Consider the following 16,964-nt stretch of genomic DNA (forward strand, 5'->3'; position numbering starts at 1 on the left):
CAATGGTAGTGTGGTTCGCCCATGTGAGAGTAGGTCATCGTCAGCTCTCTATTCTGAAATATCCCCCGACATTAGCTTGTCGGGGGATTTTCTTTGTGTGCGGTTTGGTGATAATTCTTGGTAATAGAAAGTTTAGTATTGGATGTTTTTATCTAATTTATTCTAGTAAGCGTATTACTATGTTTATTATAAAAAGACTTGAAGGTATGCTATTTTTTATTGAAAGCGCTTCTAACTTGTAGAAAGCACTATATTAAAGACAAAGCCGTCATTAGACTAATAAGGAAGTATGCGTGTCAGTTTGGTTGCTAGCTCTAATATCATTTTTGCATATTACTATTGGCGGGGCTTTCGCCTTCGGGTTTCTTTTCTATATATGTGCAGAAAATAGCCCAAGCTTAACCAAAGTTGAAAATAATGTTCTCTTTACCTTGTTGATTGGATATGCAGCTTCACTTGTAATCAGTGTTGGAATGGCTGTTTATTTTTATGTATTTACTACTAGCGACTTATATTATTGGTGTTTCGCCATACCTTGGTTATTATTGACTTTACTGTTAGGTTATTGGGCATATATTTTGGCGAAATTTAATGCATTCTAAGAATGCTATTGGCATGTCTGGCCTGATTAATTACTTCTTAAAATAATTCACCTATCTCAGGTATCTCTTCAAAATCAAATCCTAACTGTTCATCTTTACGCTGTCTCATTTGTTCTATACGCAGTTTACGTCCTGCGATAAGCCGTAGCACTTCGCGTTGCTGCTCTGTCGTCATGTCATGCCATAGCTGGCGCTCAGTTCGACTACGCAGGCAACCAAAGCAATAACCCTTCTTATTGCTTTGACAAAGACCAATACATGGATTGGCAATCTCGAACAGCTCAAACTGTTGATTCATGACTCCTCCATAATGACTACCGTCATTCCTTTGACCTGCATAAAATCACTGTACAACATTATTATGTCGCAAATACTGACTAATAGTGTGCCATTTTATTGTTATTATTTCCGTCTAGCGGGTGCTATGCTTAGCTTTGATAGCCTTTATAAGATAATCATAACAAAATTAATAAGTGAGATGATACGTGAACTTGATTTATATCCATGGATTGGACAGTGATGCCAACTCGACTAAAGGGGTGTTGTTAGAAAAATATTGCCAGCTTCATCATACTGATACTAATGTGCTGCGTCCTGATTTAAATAAGACCCCTGCACAAGTGTGTGAGCAGTTACTGTCTTTAGTCAAAGCGCTAAATAATAGTGTAGATAGAAAATCAGCAGACAAGCAGACTGGGTTATCAAATACGGTATTAATCGGTAGCTCTCTAGGTGGGTATTTTTCTACTGTGATAAGCAATCAGATAGGTTGCCCAGTTTTATTGCTCAACCCTAGTATTCAGCCCCATATCACTTTACAGCGTTTCTCTAATCAACCAGTATCAAGTCAAGATAACTTAGATGAGTCACTTACTAGCAAAGTCCTGCATACGACAGCGGGTGGCTGGAGTATTACGCCTGCTGATTTACAGTGGTTTGCAGATCATCAGCTTTTATCAGTAAATTATCCCGATAAAGTTGCTGTGCTATTAAAAGAAGGCGACGAGCTGTTAAATTCTGAATTGTCTAAAAATTTTTATCAAAGTCATGGCGCATCGGTAACGGTGCAAGTAGGTGGCGATCATCGCTTCAGTGATTTTAATGATCAGTTGCCAATGGTGATGAATATCTTACAGAGTTTAGTACAAGCCTAAATAGACGACATTATATGACGTAAGCGATGGAGTATTAACGTTAACGTCGCTATTTTTCGTTATAATGGTTTAATAGAATTAAACGCACGTGAACAGTTAAGGATGCATTTGTGAGTCAGTATAATGCGCAATCGTTAGAAGTTTTAGAAGGTCTTGAGCCAGTCCGTCGTCGTCCAGGTATGTATACCGATACCACGCGCCCGAATCATTTGGCGCAAGAGGTTATTGATAACTCAGTAGATGAAGCGTTAGCTGGTTATGCTAAAACCATCAAGGTGCAATTGCATAGTGATGGATCGTTGTCTGTCGAAGATGACGGGCGCGGTATGCCAACTGATATTCACCCTGAGTTTGGTCAATCTGGTATTGAGCTGATATTAACCCGTTTACATGCCGGTGGTAAATTTTCGACCTCTAATTATGAGGTGTCAGGTGGTCTGCATGGTGTGGGAATTTCTGTCGTCAATGCGCTATCAACCCGCGTTGAAGTTACGGTATGGCGTGATAGCACACAGTTCGACATGGCATTTGAAAATGGTGCACCAGTTACGCCATTGACTGAAGCAGTCAGCTCAAACAAGCGCAAACGTGGCACCAGAGTACATTTTTGGGCGGATGGCAGTTTCTTCGATACGCCCAAATTTAATGTAAAACAGCTCAAGCACAATTTAAAAGCAAAGGCTGTCTTGGCCGCTGGACTGACGATTGAGTTTACTGATGATATCAATGATGAAAAAGTCGTGTGGCAGTTTACGGATGGGGTAGTCGAGTATCTAAGCGAACAATTAGATGGTTTGGAAACATTGCCTGAAGCACCGTTTTATTATAATTACGATGCGAAATCAGGCGAACGAGCGGCTATTACCTTTGCCTTGTCTTGGTTGCCTGATGGTGGCACGCCGATTCAAGAAAGCTATGTAAACCTGATTCCGACAGCTCAAGGTGGTACGCACGTCAACGGACTACGCACGGGTATCTTAGAGGCATTGCGCGAGTTTTGTGATATTCATAATTTGCTGCCGCGCAGTGTGAAGTTGACCGCAGAAGATGTGTGGGATGGCGTGAACTATATCCTGTCTCTGAAGTTCTCTGAGCCGCAGTTCTCTGGTCAAACCAAAGAACGTTTATCTAGTCGTGAAGCGGCGGGTGCTGTACAGACATTGGCAAAAGATGCCTTTAGCCTATGGTTAAACCAGCATGCGGAAATGGGCACGCAAATCGCTGAATTGGCGATTAATAAAGCTGGACGTCGTCTGAAATCTGCCAAAAAAGTCGCTCGTAAGAAAATTACTCAGGGACCCGCATTGCCTGGTAAGTTGGCAGACTGCCGTGGTGATTTACGTGATGGCGCTGAGCTGTTCTTAGTAGAGGGTGATTCTGCAGGTGGTAGTGCTAAGCAGGCCAGAGATCGTCATTATCAGGCGATATTACCTCTGCGCGGCAAAATCCTGAATACGTGGGAAGTATCATCAGATACGGTGTTATCAAGCCAAGAGATTCATGATATTGCCATTGCTATCGGTGTGGATCCTGCCTCTGATGATTTGTCCGAGCTACGTTACGACAAGATATGTATTTTAGCGGATGCTGATTCTGATGGACTGCACATTGCGACATTGATCTGCGCACTGTTTGTGAAGCATTTCCCTGCACTAGTGGATGCGGGTCATTTATTTGTGGCCATGCCACCATTGTACCGAGTGGATGTGGGTAAAGAAGTTCATTATGCACTTGATGAGCCGGAGCTTGCACATATCTTGGCTAACGTACCGGGCAATAAAAAAGCTCAGATTACACGCTTCAAAGGACTTGGTGAAATGAGTGCTGAGCAACTACGTGAGACAACGATGAGCCGTGATACACGCCGCTTAGTACAGTTAGATATGGATGACATGGTACTGACCAATAGCGTGATGGATATGCTATTGGCTAAGAAACGTGCCTCTGATCGCAAGTCGTGGCTTGAGAGCAAAGGTGATTTGGCCGATATTTCTTAACACTTAGCAATGAATCTAAAGAAATATGGGTGCAGAATATCGAAATAGGTCATTACTTATATTTATGGCTAAACGATCTATCACATAATAAAAGCACGCAAAATTCAGCCTAGCCACAAAGGCTTAATGGTATTATGTCAGTACCTTTCATTATATTGTGCTGTCATGATACCGAAGATTTTTAACCGTTCTAAGTCTGTTGTTTCTAAACCTGCGCGTTCCAAAGTACTCCCAAAACTTAGCAAAAAGCATTTGGGAGACAAGGTTCCAAAGCGTGGTAACAAGTTTGCGCCTGTTATTGCATCCGCGCTGTTAAAGGCGTCAGGTTGGCGTACGGTAGGCGAGATTCCAAATATCTCACAAGCTGTAGTGCTTGCTCTGCCACATACTTCTAATGTGGATGGTATTTATGCGATTCCAAGTCTGTTTGCATTAGATATCAAAATCAGCATTATGGGCAAGCACACACTATTTAAAGTGCCTGTGTTTGCGCAATTATTAAATTGGATAGGGGTTATTCCTATCGATCGTGGTAATAAAGGCTCTGTGCTGCAAGCCAGTATAGATAAGTTCAAAACTGGTGAACCATTATTTTTGGGATTATCGCCAGAGGGTACACGGCAATATACTGAGTCGTGGAAGACAGGTTTTTATTATTTAGCGGTGGGTGCTGGTGTACCGATTTTGCCAGTAGCGATGGACTACAATACTAAAGAAATACGGTTTATGTCGCTGGTTTATCCTACAGGTGATATCGAGGCAGATTTACCGAAAATATATTCTCAGTATAAAGGAGTGCTACCAAGACACCTTGAGCGCTTGTCGCAGCCACTACAAGACATCAATAATGCAGCTGAATAAGTTAAATGGTATAAATATTGGTTTAATTAATTAAGTTATAGGTACTAGCCGTATTACAGATGTGAAGACTAAAAGCTACCTACAATTAAGTTCTAATAATTGTTATTGGAAAAGCCCCTGATATGATGGTATCAGGGGCTTTTTTTAAGTAGTATTTGAATGTTTATCAGTGCAAAAGTCTAAAACTGTGGTTGGCCGTTAGAGGCACTAACACCGCCATCGACAGGCAGATTGACACCAGTAATCATGGAGGCGTCATCACTTGCTAAGAAGGTAATGGCAGCGGCGATATCCTCTGGGGTTGCCAAACGTCCAAGCGGACAGCGAGCTAAGAACTTATCCGTCTTCGACTCATTGTCTTGGATAGCCGTGGTCATATCGGTTTTGGTGACACTCGGATTAACCGCGTTGACGCGAACACCATCTGAACCATGATCCAATGCCAATGTGCGGGTCAAATTGGTCACACCCGCTTTAGCGGCATTGTAGGCAGCCATGTTCCAGTCACCACCTACACCTGAGAGCGATGAGATATTGACGATATTACCCTTTGATGCAATTAAGTGAGGCATAGCCGCTTGAGAGACGTAAAAAGTCCCATTTAGATTCACATCGATAGCAGAGCGCCAATCATCAGCAGATAATTCTGTGATCTTACCTTGAGTTGCTTTGCCAGCATTGTTGACCAAGATATCAATCTTGCCAAATTTGTCGATAGCGCGCTCAACCATCTCTTGTACTTGGCTTTGAACACTGATATCACATGTAATAATGAGATAATTGTCGGTGTGAATCCAAGTACGATCTTGCGGCAACTCTTCGGCAGTCTCTTCTAGTGTTGCTGCCGTACGTCCTACTAGAACCACGCTAGCGCCTTCTTCGGCAAAGCGAATGGCAGTTGCACGGCCAATACCAGAACCTGCACCCGTTACAACGACGGTCTTTTCTTTAAAACGCTTCATAATGTTTAATCCTTATTATTATATAATAGTCATTAAAGTTTCGATGATTAAAAATTCGATGACTACGGTTTCGATAAATACAACTAAGTACAGTTTGTTATCCATAAACTTGCACGCAAGCAATACTGCTTTGATATCATCATAACAAGTGATCGCTTTGAAAGCGACTGTCTCTGATAGTGCTTATGTAGCATAATTTTGCATCATTCAAATATTTGTAATACGCGATAATGATGTTTTTATTACGAGCTGGCATGTGCGATATTCACCATACGATAATAGAAGGTTGGAACTTGTGTCCCATTCGATTACTACCATGCCCGACTGGGGCTACCTGACGACTGAGCTGGTCAGTTATTTACAAGCCGATGCTATGGCAGTGACCTTGGCAGGCATGCATACAATTGAGCATGAATATAATGCTCAGTATATCGCTCGTCAATATCAATATCAGTTACCACTTGGCAAGCTACAGCTGTTGGAGCTGACACTGTATTTACCCTATGATACAGAATCAGCTGACATTGAGGCTGTACGCATGACTGCGGTAAAGTCAGCACTTACGTGGTACAAGTCATTATCGTCTCAAAATGAAGACAATGCTTCAGCTGGTTATGAAGCTATGATTTTTGATATTCAGCTTGTCGGAGGAAGTAGCAGTCTCAATCAAGATGATAACGATGACAATTCAAATAGTGCTCTACAGCGACTCAAACACAATTTTGGGGTTCGTTACTTTTTAGAAGACTTAGTTGTCGACATGAGCGAAAGCATGCAGCAGCTACAAGTATTTAGCTGGGATGACTGGTATTCGATAGCAGCAGCAGTACGCACCCCATGTGAATTATGGCGTTTCTTAGCTTATCATCTGGAGCAACTACAGCAGTCGGCTGTAAACCATATTCCAAGTTTCGAGTCAGAAGACGCTTTGGTTGAGCGCTTCTTACAAAGTCCAGATTTATTTGCCCCTGCCATTGTAGTTGATAATGCGCTCATCAAAAATGAAGTACAAGACGAACCTAACTCAGCATTGGTAGCCATCACGCTTGCCTACAAAAACCAAAGTTCAACTGCTCAGATGTACCATCAGCATATGATACAAGCAGCCACGATATGGTCTCAGCTAAGTATGCAGATGATAGATACGTATGGTAAAAAGCACGCAGCTAATAACGACGACCAAACAGCAATACCGCTCGCTCACTGGCAACAACAACTACTAGATGAGTCTTTGTTTTCACGTCACGAGCTTATCCGTACGCTATATAGACATCCTAAACAGAGCGCAGCACTGCAAAAAGATGGCTATGTCGTACATCAACATTCTTATGAGAGTTTGGGACGACATTATGTACTGGTGTTTTATGGTCAGGAGTCAAAAGGGCCTAATAGTAAAGCCGCTGTCCAATCAAAGCTAGCAAAGATCGCACAGGACGTTGCCACACGTTTGCCAATTATTGAGCTACATCACGTAGTCGTGCTTGGTATCGACTTTATCACTGAGAATAATGAGAATTTTTTCGATATTGATTTGTGGATTCAGCCAGTTGATGCGATGACTCAGCGAGAGCGCCAACTTACTAAGCAAATGCAGAAACTAAAACAACAAGAATTAGATAAGCAAAATACACCACCTGCTAGTAGCGTGGAAGGTAGTAAACCTGCGAAGGCGCAAAAAGAGAAGCTACCTCAAGTACAGATGAGCTTAACGATTCCAGCACGTAAAGATAAGCAGTAGATAGACGTAGTTAGCTTTCTACCCGTTTATTAATAAGAAGAACCATGGATTTATTAATATATTTACTGACATAAAAAAAGACAGCCTAGGCTGTCTTTTTCGTATCTAAACTAAATAACCAAAAATACTTATTTATTGATATCGTCATTGAGACCGCTACCAGGAAGTACGTTATCACTGTTGTAGATGTCATTAGTATCAACACGTGGTGTATCAACTACGTCGGTACGTAAATCAGTGGTAGGTGTGCTAGCAGCAGATGGCGTGTTTTCACGAACTGAATCAGCAACTTTTTCTTGAGTTGATGAACTTGGCTGTAGCGCAGATTTTGCTTTCGCTTCAGTACGTTCATGGTCCATCTTGTCCTGCATTTTACGTAGGAAGCGAGCTGCAGCTTCTTGACCACCAAGACCAAATGATAGGGCAAAAGCAACGGCTACCGCGCCTAGTGTTAGACCAAATGCTAGGTTAACGATTGAATCGGCAATACCCATCGCTTTTAGACCCATTGCTAATACTAGGCCCATGATCAATACACGTACGATGTTTGCTAGGAATTGTGAACCTTGCTCAGAACGTTCAACCACACCTGCAATGATATTGGCAAGCCAGAACCCGATGAATAGGATAATTGCGCCTAGGATGATGTTTGCACCGAATGCGATGAACATCGTGATAATAGCTGAGATAGGCTCGAAACCTAACAAGTCAGCGGCTGCAATAGCAGCAAATAACATAGCAAAGAAGATAATCGCATAACCAACTAGGTCAGAAATTTTCTTATCACCCATGGTTTCTTGTAGACCAACTTTCGCAGGTAATTGATTGATTTGAGTGTTCTCAATCAGACCTTTGATAATGTTGGCAACCATACGTACAACATAGTAAGTTACTACTAGGATAGCCACTGCCATGAAGATGTTTGGCAAGGCTTCCATGATTTTGTTAAGCATATTGGTCGCAGGGCGAGCAATTACTTCGATTTTTAGTGCATTTAGAGCAGCAATAATGGTTGGAATGATAACTACAAGAAATGCTAATGAACCTGCAATATTAGGTAAGCTGTTTTGCTCACTTAAACCTGCTTTTGATGCCAATTCTTGTACATTAAAAGTAGAAACAAGATTGGTGACGATGCCGCGTACGACTTTGGCAATGATATAACCAACGACGAAGACTACACCAGCGATCAAGATATTAGGGATAAAGCTAAAGATTTTGTCGACCATATTAGTCAGTGGTGCAAACAAACCGTCAAGCTCTAATTGACCAAGTACCATGGTCAACACAACCAATAAGATGAACCAGTAAACCATATCAGCAATCGTGCTGCTCATTGGTTTTACACCAGCTTGTGCACTTAAACGCTCATCCATAGAGGTTTTTGCGAGTGCAGCGTTGATCGCTGTGCGTGCAACAGTAGCCACGACCCAACCAATCACACCAAGTGCGATAGCGCCGATAAGATTAGGGATAAATGCCAATACTTGATTAACCATATTTGCGAATGGTGCTGAGATAGAGTTTAAGTTTAATTGGCTAAGTGCGCCTGAGATAGCAATGATGAAAATAAACCAGAAAACAATTTTGGAGATGATACCTTCAAGGTCGTAGGTCTTACCAGTTGAAGAGTTCATACGTTGATTGAGATTAACTTTAGAGAGTACGCCACGTACCAGTGCTGCGATACCAAGGGCTACTAGCCAACCAATAACGAATATCAAAATAGCACCAATGATGGAACCGATAGGTCCACCAAGATAGCCGTTAAAAGATGTGTACATTGGGTTCATCTTATCCTCCTTGAAGCATCTTATATAACTCGCCAAAAACAATGTTCATACAGCGATTAATGAGCAAGACATACAGATGGTTGTCATAAATAGTATTTTTAGAATCAGTTATATAGAGATATTATCGTTTTTGAGCATAAATTATTATCAGCAGTATCTCTTATTTATATTACAGTGACTTCGCTATCGATATCTGCTTATTTTTGATAAAAATTAACGCTCGGTTACTTATCTCCTTAACTAATTCAGCTTAGCTGATGTATTGAGGGATTTAAAGACAGAAAGCTTTACCTGTTACTATATTTGTGTGATAACTTGTTATTATGATAGAAGATATTAACATAGACTATACATTGGCCCGATAATTTCGTGCAAAGCGTGGTTCCCAAAACTAAGATTTGTTATTATAGAGGAATGTGACATCTCGCCACTATTCTTACAATTAGAGAGTACTTTATGAAAAAAATCACTACTTTAGGCGTTAGTGCACTTGCTAGCGCTATGTTGTTAGTAACAGGCTGTAGCACCAACAATGGCAATCAAGAAACAGCCGCTCAAAGCGTTTCCATTACTGAACAAAGCTCAGCTAGTGAAAAAGTAGGTTATAGCTTAGGTTTCATGATGGCAGAAGGTAATAAAGACGCTGTCAAAGATTTAGACCTAAATACTTTTGAAAAAGGCTTCCGTGATGGCTACGAAGGCAATGAATCAGCATTGACCCAAGAGCAAATGCAACAAGTATTGATGGACTATCAAAAAGAGCAAGAAGAGCAGTTTGTTAAAGACATGGAAACCAAAGCGACAGAAAATAAAGCCGCTGGTACTGCATTCTTAGCAGAGAACGCTAAAAAAGAAGGTGTGAAGCAAACAGAGTCTGGTTTACAGTATAAAGTTATCAAAGCAGGTACTGGTAAATCACCAAAAGCAACTGACGTGGTTGAAGTAAATTACGAAGGTAAATTGCTTGATGGTACGGTATTTGACAGCTCTTATGAGCGCGGTGAGCCAATCGAGTTCCCATTAAACCAAGTAATCGCTGGCTGGACTGAAGGTCTACAGTTGATGAAAGAAGGCGGAAAATACGAGTTCTATATCCCATCAGACATCGCTTATGGCGAAGCGGGTAACGCTGGTATCGAGCCTAACAGCACGCTTATCTTTACTGTTGAGCTATTAAAAGTAAAATAAGTATCTAAAGCAAATATTGTTTAGGTGCTTAGCCTACAAAAAAGCCTTCATATAATTATGAAGGCTTTTTTACGACTAATATTTTATCTCAGACTGATATCGAGCTTATAAAGCCGATATCAAGTTGGTGATAAACTATAGATTCTTTTGGAAGACTTTAGAGTTACGGCCGTTATGGTATTTCTCTAAACGTGCTTCAGGCAAAGCGCTGGCTTTAACCTCAGCAAAGCCTTGCTCAACGAACCAATGCGCGGTACGAGTGGTCAAAACAAACAGCTTATACAAACCATGACTGCGCGCTTGCTGTTCTAGAAATGCTAGTAAATCTGCACCGCGGCTACCACTACGATACTCAGGACGTACGGCAACACAGGCGACTTCTGCTGACTCTGAATCTAGCGTATGCAATGCTGCACAGCCCAAAATCATACCATCACGCTCAATCACACTATAATTATCAATCTCTTGCTCCAAGCGCTCGCGCGAACGACTGACCAAGATACCTTGCTCTTCTAGAGGTGATAGCAGCTCAATAAGTCCGACTACGTCATCGATATTGGCACGGCGAATTTCTTCATAAGGGTCATGGCTAATCAGCGTACCAGAACCATCACGTGTGAATAGCTCTTCTAGTAATGCGCCGTTTTTGGCATACGAGATAATATGCGTGCGATGGACACCTTGACGACAGGCCAAACTTGCACAGTTCAAGAAATAATTAATTTCACAATTTAAATCACGATCACGTAAGAAGCGATCAACTTCATTAGGAATCATTTCACGTAATAAACGATCATCGTCGTTGATACCTGCTTCTTCGCCTAAGAATATAAGCTTGTCAGCACCCAGTGCTACAGCAGCGCTTAGGGCAACATCTTCCGCTAATAAGTTAAATACTTCGCCAGTCGCAGAGTAGCCCATCGAGCCTAGTACAACGATATGGTCGTGAAGTAGGTTGTTTTTGATGGCTTCTACATCAATAGAACGCACTTCACCCGTCATTTGGTAATCAATACCTTCACGGATACCGTATGGGCGCGCTGTCACAAAATTACCCGATATCGCATCGATACGTGAACCATACATCGGAGAGTTGGCCAGCCCCATTGATAGCTGAGCTTCAATCTGTAAACGAATTGCACCAACGGCTTGTAAGATAGATGGCATCGCTGCACGTGGCGTAATACGTATGTCTTGATGTAGCGGCGATTCAATATTAGCGTCTTTTAAGTTCTTTTCGATTTGCGGTCGTGCCCCGTGTACCAGTACTAGCTTGATACCCAAGCTATGCAACAAGGCAAAATCATGAATAAGTGTGCTGAAGTTCGCATGATTGACCGCTTCACCACCAAACATGATCACGAAAGTTTTGCCGCGATGGGTATTAATGTAGGGTGCAGAGTTACGGAACCAATGGACGTATTCAGGGTTAATCTGGGGCATGGAGCTAGTAGTCATAATGGGAGCAGTAGTCGTTAGAATAAGAAAAGGGGCGCAGCAAAAAAATGCCTAACGCTAAAGATTTACCATAGCAAAAAACGCGGTTATGAGCTATCTTTTATTTCAGCTGTATTCAAGCATTTTTATTGCCAATCGCTGATATACACAACCTCAACACTGGGTTAATGTACGTACAAATGCTTTTTGTTATGCTAAGCGCTATTGCTTTACAGATGCTGAGCGAAGATAATCAGGTTAGATAAGTGAGTTCATGTGCTTCATAGATTGTATGAACTATTTCACAGCAATATTTTATAGATATCGCAATGCTTTTTATCTGTTGAACAAATTATAAAAATAACTTAAGTTGCACCATCTGTGTTTTACCGATATATCAACCAGGGATAATGAAAATCATGAAAAAAAGTAACCAGTTTGCTAGCCCGTTCAGTGCTTGGAGCGGCCACCGCTTATTTCACGTTGTTGCCGGTACGCTCATCGGTGCGATGGTCGTTACACAAGCTTCAGCAATGCTGCCAACACCAGAGCAAGCGGTTGATAGCTCGATGGCTATTCAAGCAACTACCAATAAGAGCAGCAACTCAAGTGCTCAAGCAGTCAACAGTAGAATTACGGCGTCGTTGGTCAGCGTTGATGCCAATGGTCAAGAAGTGCTTGTCCCTGTAGATACCAACACTCGTTTGCAGTCAGGCAATGTATTGGAGTATCAAGGGTACTTTACCAATACCAATGCAGATCGCGTCCGTAAAATGACCGTTACGATGAGTATTCCAGAGCAGGTAGAGCTGTTAAAGACAGTTGCTCCTGAATTTCCGTACGGCAGTGTAGATGGCAATAACTTTGCTCGTATGCCACTACGTACCAAAGTAGATAATCAATTACAAGACGTCGCGCTTAAATACTATAAAGCGGTACGTTGGGACTTAGAAGGTGTAGGTCTAAATGATACCGTCGCTGTAAAATATCGCGCGCGTGTCAAATAGTCCTGAATTTTCGGATTAGAATTTAGCTAGCATCGATACAATTAGCACTGAAAACTATCAATAAAAAAGCACCACAGTTTATATCTGCGGTGCTTTTTTATGGTGTGACAGGACGTTTGATAATTTTACTGATAAGTAAGTAGAAATACTCAGCTACAGCGTGGCATATTTGCTACTAGATTTCTCTTGAATAAGTTGTTTGATAGCATTGATTTGTGGCGTTGTAGATTGGGCGCCTGCTTGTATTAGACTGCGTCGCTGCCTAGTATCTATTGAACTGTTACGACCGACATTGGGAGTAATAACAATATCCGCTCGATTCCGCTCGCTCTGACTTGATAAGGAGCGATTAGTAGTCAGGTTGGTAGCTATAATATTGGTTTCTAGAAAGCCCCAAAAGTCACTCAATGAGTTCATAGTCGCTATTTGATTGCTCGTATTATCACTGCCTTGAGCTCCCGTCACATCTACAGCAATGACAATATCAGCACCCAAGTCATAGGCGCTATCTACGGGTACTAAACTGACCACACCGCCATCGATATATTTTTTACCGACCTTTTCAGGAATACGCGGGGCAATAAAAATATTAGGCACGCTACAGGATGCTTGTACGGCAAGCCCAGCATCGCCAGTGGTAAAGACTGTTTTCTTTAGAGTGTGTTTTTCTGCTGCGATTGCCGCAAAAGAAATAGGGAAATCCTCTATAGCACGTGCATTCACTTTGCTATTAATAAAGTTTTTTAACTTAATACCTTCGATAAATCCTTGATTGGACAAGGTAAAGTCTGTGAGCTGACTATCTGTAGTGGTCAGTGCCAATTGCTCAAGCTGTGCAGGCGTGTAACCACTGGCGTATAAGCTACCAATCAAGCTACCCACACTCGTACCGACCACCAATGTTGGTTTGATACCGTTTTCCTCTAGCGCCTTAATGACGCCCACATGGGCAAACCCTTTCGCACCGCCGCCGCCCAATACCAGTGCGACAGTAGGGGCTTTAATAACTGGCTCTGGTGTGGCAGGAATAGTCGATGGCAACGTGCTACACGCACTAATATACAAACTGAGAATTGGTATTAAGCCCAACCTCAGTAGTTTTAGATTATGAAGAATTAGGTTGTGACGAAACTGACGAGGCAAAATAGAAACAAGCATAGAAAAACACCTTATGAAATTGCCACAATTCAAAAAATCAGACATCAGTTATTGATATGATGAGAAGAAGCGGTTTATCTATAGTAGATGGACTGTATAGATGCTATTTTACTAAATAGCCTAGCATAAGCAATTGTATTGTCAGCTATAATGAAATGAGTCGAATTTTTTATACGTACTATCGTTATGGCTATTCTGTGGTACAAGTCATCATGTGCAACCTATTAAAAATACTCGATTTAGCATACAAAAATTAAAAATAATATTGTTAGGATCTTTAATGCCAATATCGGAGAGTCATGCCTTAGCCAACTCATTAGATCACTTTAGATCTGACATGCCACTGTCAGCACTAGATATGCCAGTGTCTGCGCTAGCAGGTGTGGGGGTAAAAGTGGCAGAGCAGTTGGCGCAATTGAATATTAAGCGGATATTCGATTTGCTGTTACATTTGCCCCGTGATTATGAGGATCGCAGTCGGCTGGTATCAATCGCAGATGTAGAGCATGGACAATCAGCGCTAATTACTGGTCACATCGTCCATGTCGATACCAAGCGCAGTGGGATGACTGTGACGGTGGATGATGATACGGGTACGATATCGTTGCGGTTTTTTAAGGTCTATCGTGGTCTGGTACAAACCATGAATTTGGGGACACGCTTACAGCTATTTGGTGAGGTCAAAGTCAGCCGTTACGGTAAGCAGATACATCATCCTGAATATCAAGTTATCACTGATAATACAGTCATGACTGATACGGGATTGCAGCCTATTTATCCTACAGTTAAAGGCTTACATCAAAACAAGCTGCGTACTTTAATTAAGCTGGCATTGCAAACGGTTCGGAGCCAAGGTCTGCCGATGACATTGTTTACGGCTGAAGATTTTGCAGTTGTATCCGATTTGCCATTAGTGCCTTTTGAGCCATCTAAATCAGCGATGTCAGAGGCCGAATATACCGAAGATATTTTTTCGACGTTAGCACGCAGTGTGCCTGACAATATGACTAGCAATGCGATTGGCAATAGCGTATATAAACCCAATCCTTCTAACTATCAGGCAGATAATGACATACATAACGTCGCTGCCAGTATTGCTCAGCACAATGTCTATAATTTAACGATATTTGAAGCATTGGTGCTGCTGCATACGCCGCCTACTTATACCAGCGCGTCTCAGCAATACAAACTATTCACTCAACTCAGTGCCCGTACGCATGCTGCTTGTCAGCGCTTGATTATTGAAGAGTTGACTGCGCATCAGCTCAGTTTGCTATATCGTCGCCAACAGCTACATCAGCACAAGGCGCCCAAATGCACTACCAACAGTCCTCTTGCTGACAAGCTGTTTTCTGCATTGCCTTTTGATTTAACGGGTGCGCAAAAAAGAGTGATGAAAGACATCACTGCAGATATGGCGACCTCAATTCCGATGCTACGACTGGTACAGGGAGATGTGGGTGCTGGCAAGACATTGGTTGCAGCAGGAGCAGCGGGTTATGCGCTCGATAGTGGCTGGCAGGTCGCGGTCATGGCACCAACTGAGATTTTGGCAGAGCAGCATCTACTGAATTTTAAGCAATGGTTTGAGCCATTAGGTATTGGTGTCGGTTGGCTCGCCGGTAAGCAAACGGCCAAACAGCGCCGCGAAGCATTGGAAACAGTCGCAGAAAATACCGTGCAAGTGGTGGTCGGTACTCATGCACTGTTTCAGGAGCAAGTTCAGTTCGCTAAATTAGGCTTGGTTATCATTGATGAGCAGCATCGATTCGGTGTTGAGCAACGCATGGCATTGACCAATAAAGGCGTTGCTAACAGTACTCCGCATCAGCTAATCATGACTGCAACACCGATTCCAAGAACCCTAGCGATGAGCATCTATGGCGATATGGATACCTCAATTATTGATGAATTGCCACCGGGGCGTACCCCAATTACGACGGTAACTATCGATCGCAATCGACGCGATGAAGTCATAGAACGTATTGCGATTAATTGTGAAGCGGGCAGGCAAGCGTACTGGGTATGCTCACTGGTAGAGGCGTCTAGCGTATTAGATGCGCAGGCAGCCGAAGCCACTTATGAGGACTTAAATGAACGTCTAGATATTCGTATTGGACTGGTACATGGCAAGATGAAGTCTGCTGATAAGCAAGCCATCATGCAGGAGTTCAAAGCAGGTAATCTGGATTTGTTGATTGCGACGACTGTCATCGAGGTAGGGGTCGATGTACCCAATGCATCACTCATGGTTATCGAAAATGCAGAGCGTTTGGGACTCTCACAATTGCATCAGCTGCGCGGGCGAGTCGGACGTGGCTCGACCAAAAGCTTCTGTGTACTGTTGTATCAAAAGCCGCTATCGGAGACAGGTACTGAGCGACTAAATGTCCTACGTGATAGTACCGATGGCTTCGTCATTGCTCAAAAAGACTTAGAGCTACGTGGGCCAGGAGAGCTGTTAGGCAAACGTCAAACAGGTAACGTTGGATACTATTTGGCTGATCTAATCCGTGATGAGCAATTATTTGCCATTGCTCAGCGGTTAGCGAAGCATTTGATAGCAGACCCTGCGCGAAAAGCAGATGTCAGTCAATTGATTCATCGCTGGATGCCTGAGGCAAGTCGCTATACCAATGCCTAGTGTTTAATACCCAGTGTCTAGTAATCAGTGCTTAGTGCTTAGTGCTTAGTATCGGTATCGGCAAGTAGGTTCAGTATGTCATTGAACCTAGCTCTGGATATAATCAAACAGCATGGCCACAACGTTAACATTCTTTATAGACAACACTCTACCCATAGTCAGTTGTTGAATGCATCAGATATTCAGCGACTGACTACACGCGTTCTTATTGCTTTAAATTGGTAGATATATCTTTAATACTGCATATATATTCGGTCTAAGTTTCAATTAAGTTTATGAACGCTAGACCCTATATATAAAAATAAGGTGATGACTAAATATATGCTATTCTCGATAATTTGATGAACTATTATAATAATAAACAGTGCTTTAGAGAACATCGGAATACTCTCTGTAAGTAACGCTCATAGCCCTATATCAGGC

The 16,964-nt window shown here is 42.2% G+C and carries 14 protein-coding genes; 9 read left to right on the forward strand and 5 right to left on the reverse strand.

What is annotated here, in order from left to right; translation table 11 throughout:
- Nucleotides 1-242 (forward strand): hypothetical protein (locus tag QL886_RS09075; protein ID WP_290178459.1); only part of this gene is annotated, 242 nt, incomplete at its 5' end.
- A 51-nt stretch (nucleotides 243-293) separates the two neighbouring features.
- Nucleotides 294-602 (forward strand): hypothetical protein, encoded by a 309-nt coding sequence (locus tag QL886_RS09080; RefSeq protein WP_290178460.1) that lies wholly within the window; start codon nucleotides 294-296, stop codon nucleotides 600-602.
- Between the two features lie 37 nt (nucleotides 603-639).
- Here the strand turns inward: QL886_RS09080 and QL886_RS09085 are convergent, their stop codons facing one another.
- The gene (locus QL886_RS09085; protein ID WP_165596742.1) at nucleotides 640-900 is read right to left on the reverse strand and encodes a DUF1289 domain-containing protein; all 261 of its coding nucleotides are present in this window, start codon (nucleotides 898-900) and stop codon (nucleotides 640-642) included.
- 187 nt (nucleotides 901-1,087) lie between these two features.
- On the opposite strand from QL886_RS09085, the gene QL886_RS09090 reads away from it, so the two are divergent.
- The 3 genes from QL886_RS09090 to QL886_RS09100 all read left to right on the forward strand — a co-directional run bounded on the left by QL886_RS09090 (nucleotide 1,088) and on the right by QL886_RS09100 (nucleotide 4,614).
- Nucleotides 1,088-1,756: a YqiA/YcfP family alpha/beta fold hydrolase gene (locus QL886_RS09090; RefSeq protein ID WP_290178461.1), complete on the forward strand. Its 669-nt coding sequence runs from the start codon at nucleotides 1,088-1,090 to the stop codon at nucleotides 1,754-1,756.
- Between the two features lie 110 nt (nucleotides 1,757-1,866).
- Complete coding sequence (gene parE / locus QL886_RS09095) at nucleotides 1,867-3,753, forward strand: DNA topoisomerase IV subunit B (protein WP_290178463.1); 1,887 nt, start codon at nucleotides 1,867-1,869, stop codon at nucleotides 3,751-3,753.
- 165 nt (nucleotides 3,754-3,918) lie between these two features.
- Complete coding sequence (locus QL886_RS09100) at nucleotides 3,919-4,614, forward strand: lysophospholipid acyltransferase family protein (RefSeq protein ID WP_057762140.1); 696 nt, start codon at nucleotides 3,919-3,921, stop codon at nucleotides 4,612-4,614.
- 179 nt (nucleotides 4,615-4,793) lie between these two features.
- On the opposite strand, the gene QL886_RS09105 is transcribed toward QL886_RS09100, so the two are convergent.
- Nucleotides 4,794-5,576 carry an SDR family oxidoreductase gene (locus QL886_RS09105; protein WP_201569336.1) on the reverse strand — a complete coding sequence of 261 codons (783 nt, stop codon included), beginning with the start codon at nucleotides 5,574-5,576 and terminating at the stop codon, nucleotides 4,794-4,796.
- Nucleotides 5,577-5,871: 295 nt separating this feature from the next.
- Between QL886_RS09105 and QL886_RS09110 the strand changes: the two genes are divergently transcribed.
- The gene (locus QL886_RS09110; protein WP_290178465.1) at nucleotides 5,872-7,314 is read left to right on the forward strand and encodes a hypothetical protein; all 1,443 of its coding nucleotides are present in this window, start codon (nucleotides 5,872-5,874) and stop codon (nucleotides 7,312-7,314) included.
- Between the two features lie 128 nt (nucleotides 7,315-7,442).
- Here the strand turns inward: QL886_RS09110 and QL886_RS09115 are convergent, their stop codons facing one another.
- The gene (locus QL886_RS09115) at nucleotides 7,443-9,107 is read right to left on the reverse strand and encodes a mechanosensitive ion channel (RefSeq protein ID WP_290178466.1); all 1,665 of its coding nucleotides are present in this window, start codon (nucleotides 9,105-9,107) and stop codon (nucleotides 7,443-7,445) included.
- 456 nt (nucleotides 9,108-9,563) lie between these two features.
- Here QL886_RS09115 and QL886_RS09120 point away from each other — a divergent pair, with 456 nt between their 5' ends.
- Nucleotides 9,564-10,295 carry an FKBP-type peptidyl-prolyl cis-trans isomerase gene (locus QL886_RS09120; RefSeq protein ID WP_057762133.1) on the forward strand — a complete coding sequence of 244 codons (732 nt, stop codon included), beginning with the start codon at nucleotides 9,564-9,566 and terminating at the stop codon, nucleotides 10,293-10,295.
- A 135-nt stretch (nucleotides 10,296-10,430) separates the two neighbouring features.
- On the opposite strand, the gene argA is transcribed toward QL886_RS09120, so the two are convergent.
- Nucleotides 10,431-11,753: an amino-acid N-acetyltransferase gene (argA, locus tag QL886_RS09125; protein WP_290178468.1), complete on the reverse strand. Its 1,323-nt coding sequence runs from the start codon at nucleotides 11,751-11,753 to the stop codon at nucleotides 10,431-10,433.
- Nucleotides 11,754-12,151: 398 nt separating this feature from the next.
- Between argA and QL886_RS09130 the strand changes: the two genes are divergently transcribed.
- Nucleotides 12,152-12,739, forward strand: coding sequence for a hypothetical protein (locus QL886_RS09130; RefSeq protein ID WP_238068727.1), 588 nt, complete (start codon nucleotides 12,152-12,154; stop codon nucleotides 12,737-12,739).
- 153 nt (nucleotides 12,740-12,892) lie between these two features.
- Here the strand turns inward: QL886_RS09130 and QL886_RS09135 are convergent, their stop codons facing one another.
- A complete protein-coding gene (locus QL886_RS09135; RefSeq protein ID WP_290178469.1) occupies nucleotides 12,893-13,897 on the reverse strand; it encodes a patatin-like phospholipase family protein in 1,005 nt (334 codons plus the stop codon).
- A 280-nt stretch (nucleotides 13,898-14,177) separates the two neighbouring features.
- Between QL886_RS09135 and recG the strand changes: the two genes are divergently transcribed.
- The gene (gene recG, locus QL886_RS09140) at nucleotides 14,178-16,541 is read left to right on the forward strand and encodes an ATP-dependent DNA helicase RecG (protein WP_290178470.1); all 2,364 of its coding nucleotides are present in this window, start codon (nucleotides 14,178-14,180) and stop codon (nucleotides 16,539-16,541) included.
- The last annotated feature ends 423 nt before the right edge of the window (nucleotides 16,542-16,964 follow it).

Origin of the sequence: Psychrobacter sp. APC 3281 (genome assembly GCF_030407815.1) — a bacterium.
Lineage (GTDB): Bacteria > Pseudomonadota > Gammaproteobacteria > Pseudomonadales > Moraxellaceae > Psychrobacter.

What these genes read in the sequence shown, in the direction of transcription:
- QL886_RS09120 (WP_057762133.1), top strand. Translation starts at nt 9,564, where the DNA reads ATGAAAAAAATCACTACTTTAGGCGTTAGTGCACTTGCTAGCGCTATG.
- QL886_RS09130 (WP_238068727.1), top strand. Translation starts at nt 12,152, where the DNA reads ATGAAAAAAAGTAACCAGTTTGCTAGCCCGTTCAGTGCTTGGAGCGGC.
- QL886_RS09105 (WP_201569336.1), bottom strand. Translation starts at nt 5,576, where the DNA reads ATGAAGCGTTTTAAAGAAAAGACCGTCGTTGTAACGGGTGCAGGTTCT.
- argA (WP_290178468.1), bottom strand. Translation starts at nt 11,753, where the DNA reads ATGACTACTAGCTCCATGCCCCAGATTAACCCTGAATACGTCCATTGG.
- QL886_RS09135 (WP_290178469.1), bottom strand. Translation starts at nt 13,897, where the DNA reads ATGCTTGTTTCTATTTTGCCTCGTCAGTTTCGTCACAACCTAATTCTT.
- QL886_RS09100 (WP_057762140.1), top strand. Translation starts at nt 3,919, where the DNA reads ATGATACCGAAGATTTTTAACCGTTCTAAGTCTGTTGTTTCTAAACCT.
- QL886_RS09085 (WP_165596742.1), bottom strand. Translation starts at nt 900, where the DNA reads ATGAATCAACAGTTTGAGCTGTTCGAGATTGCCAATCCATGTATTGGT.
- QL886_RS09115 (WP_290178466.1), bottom strand. Translation starts at nt 9,107, where the DNA reads ATGAACCCAATGTACACATCTTTTAACGGCTATCTTGGTGGACCTATC.
- recG (WP_290178470.1), top strand. Translation starts at nt 14,178, where the DNA reads ATGCCAATATCGGAGAGTCATGCCTTAGCCAACTCATTAGATCACTTT.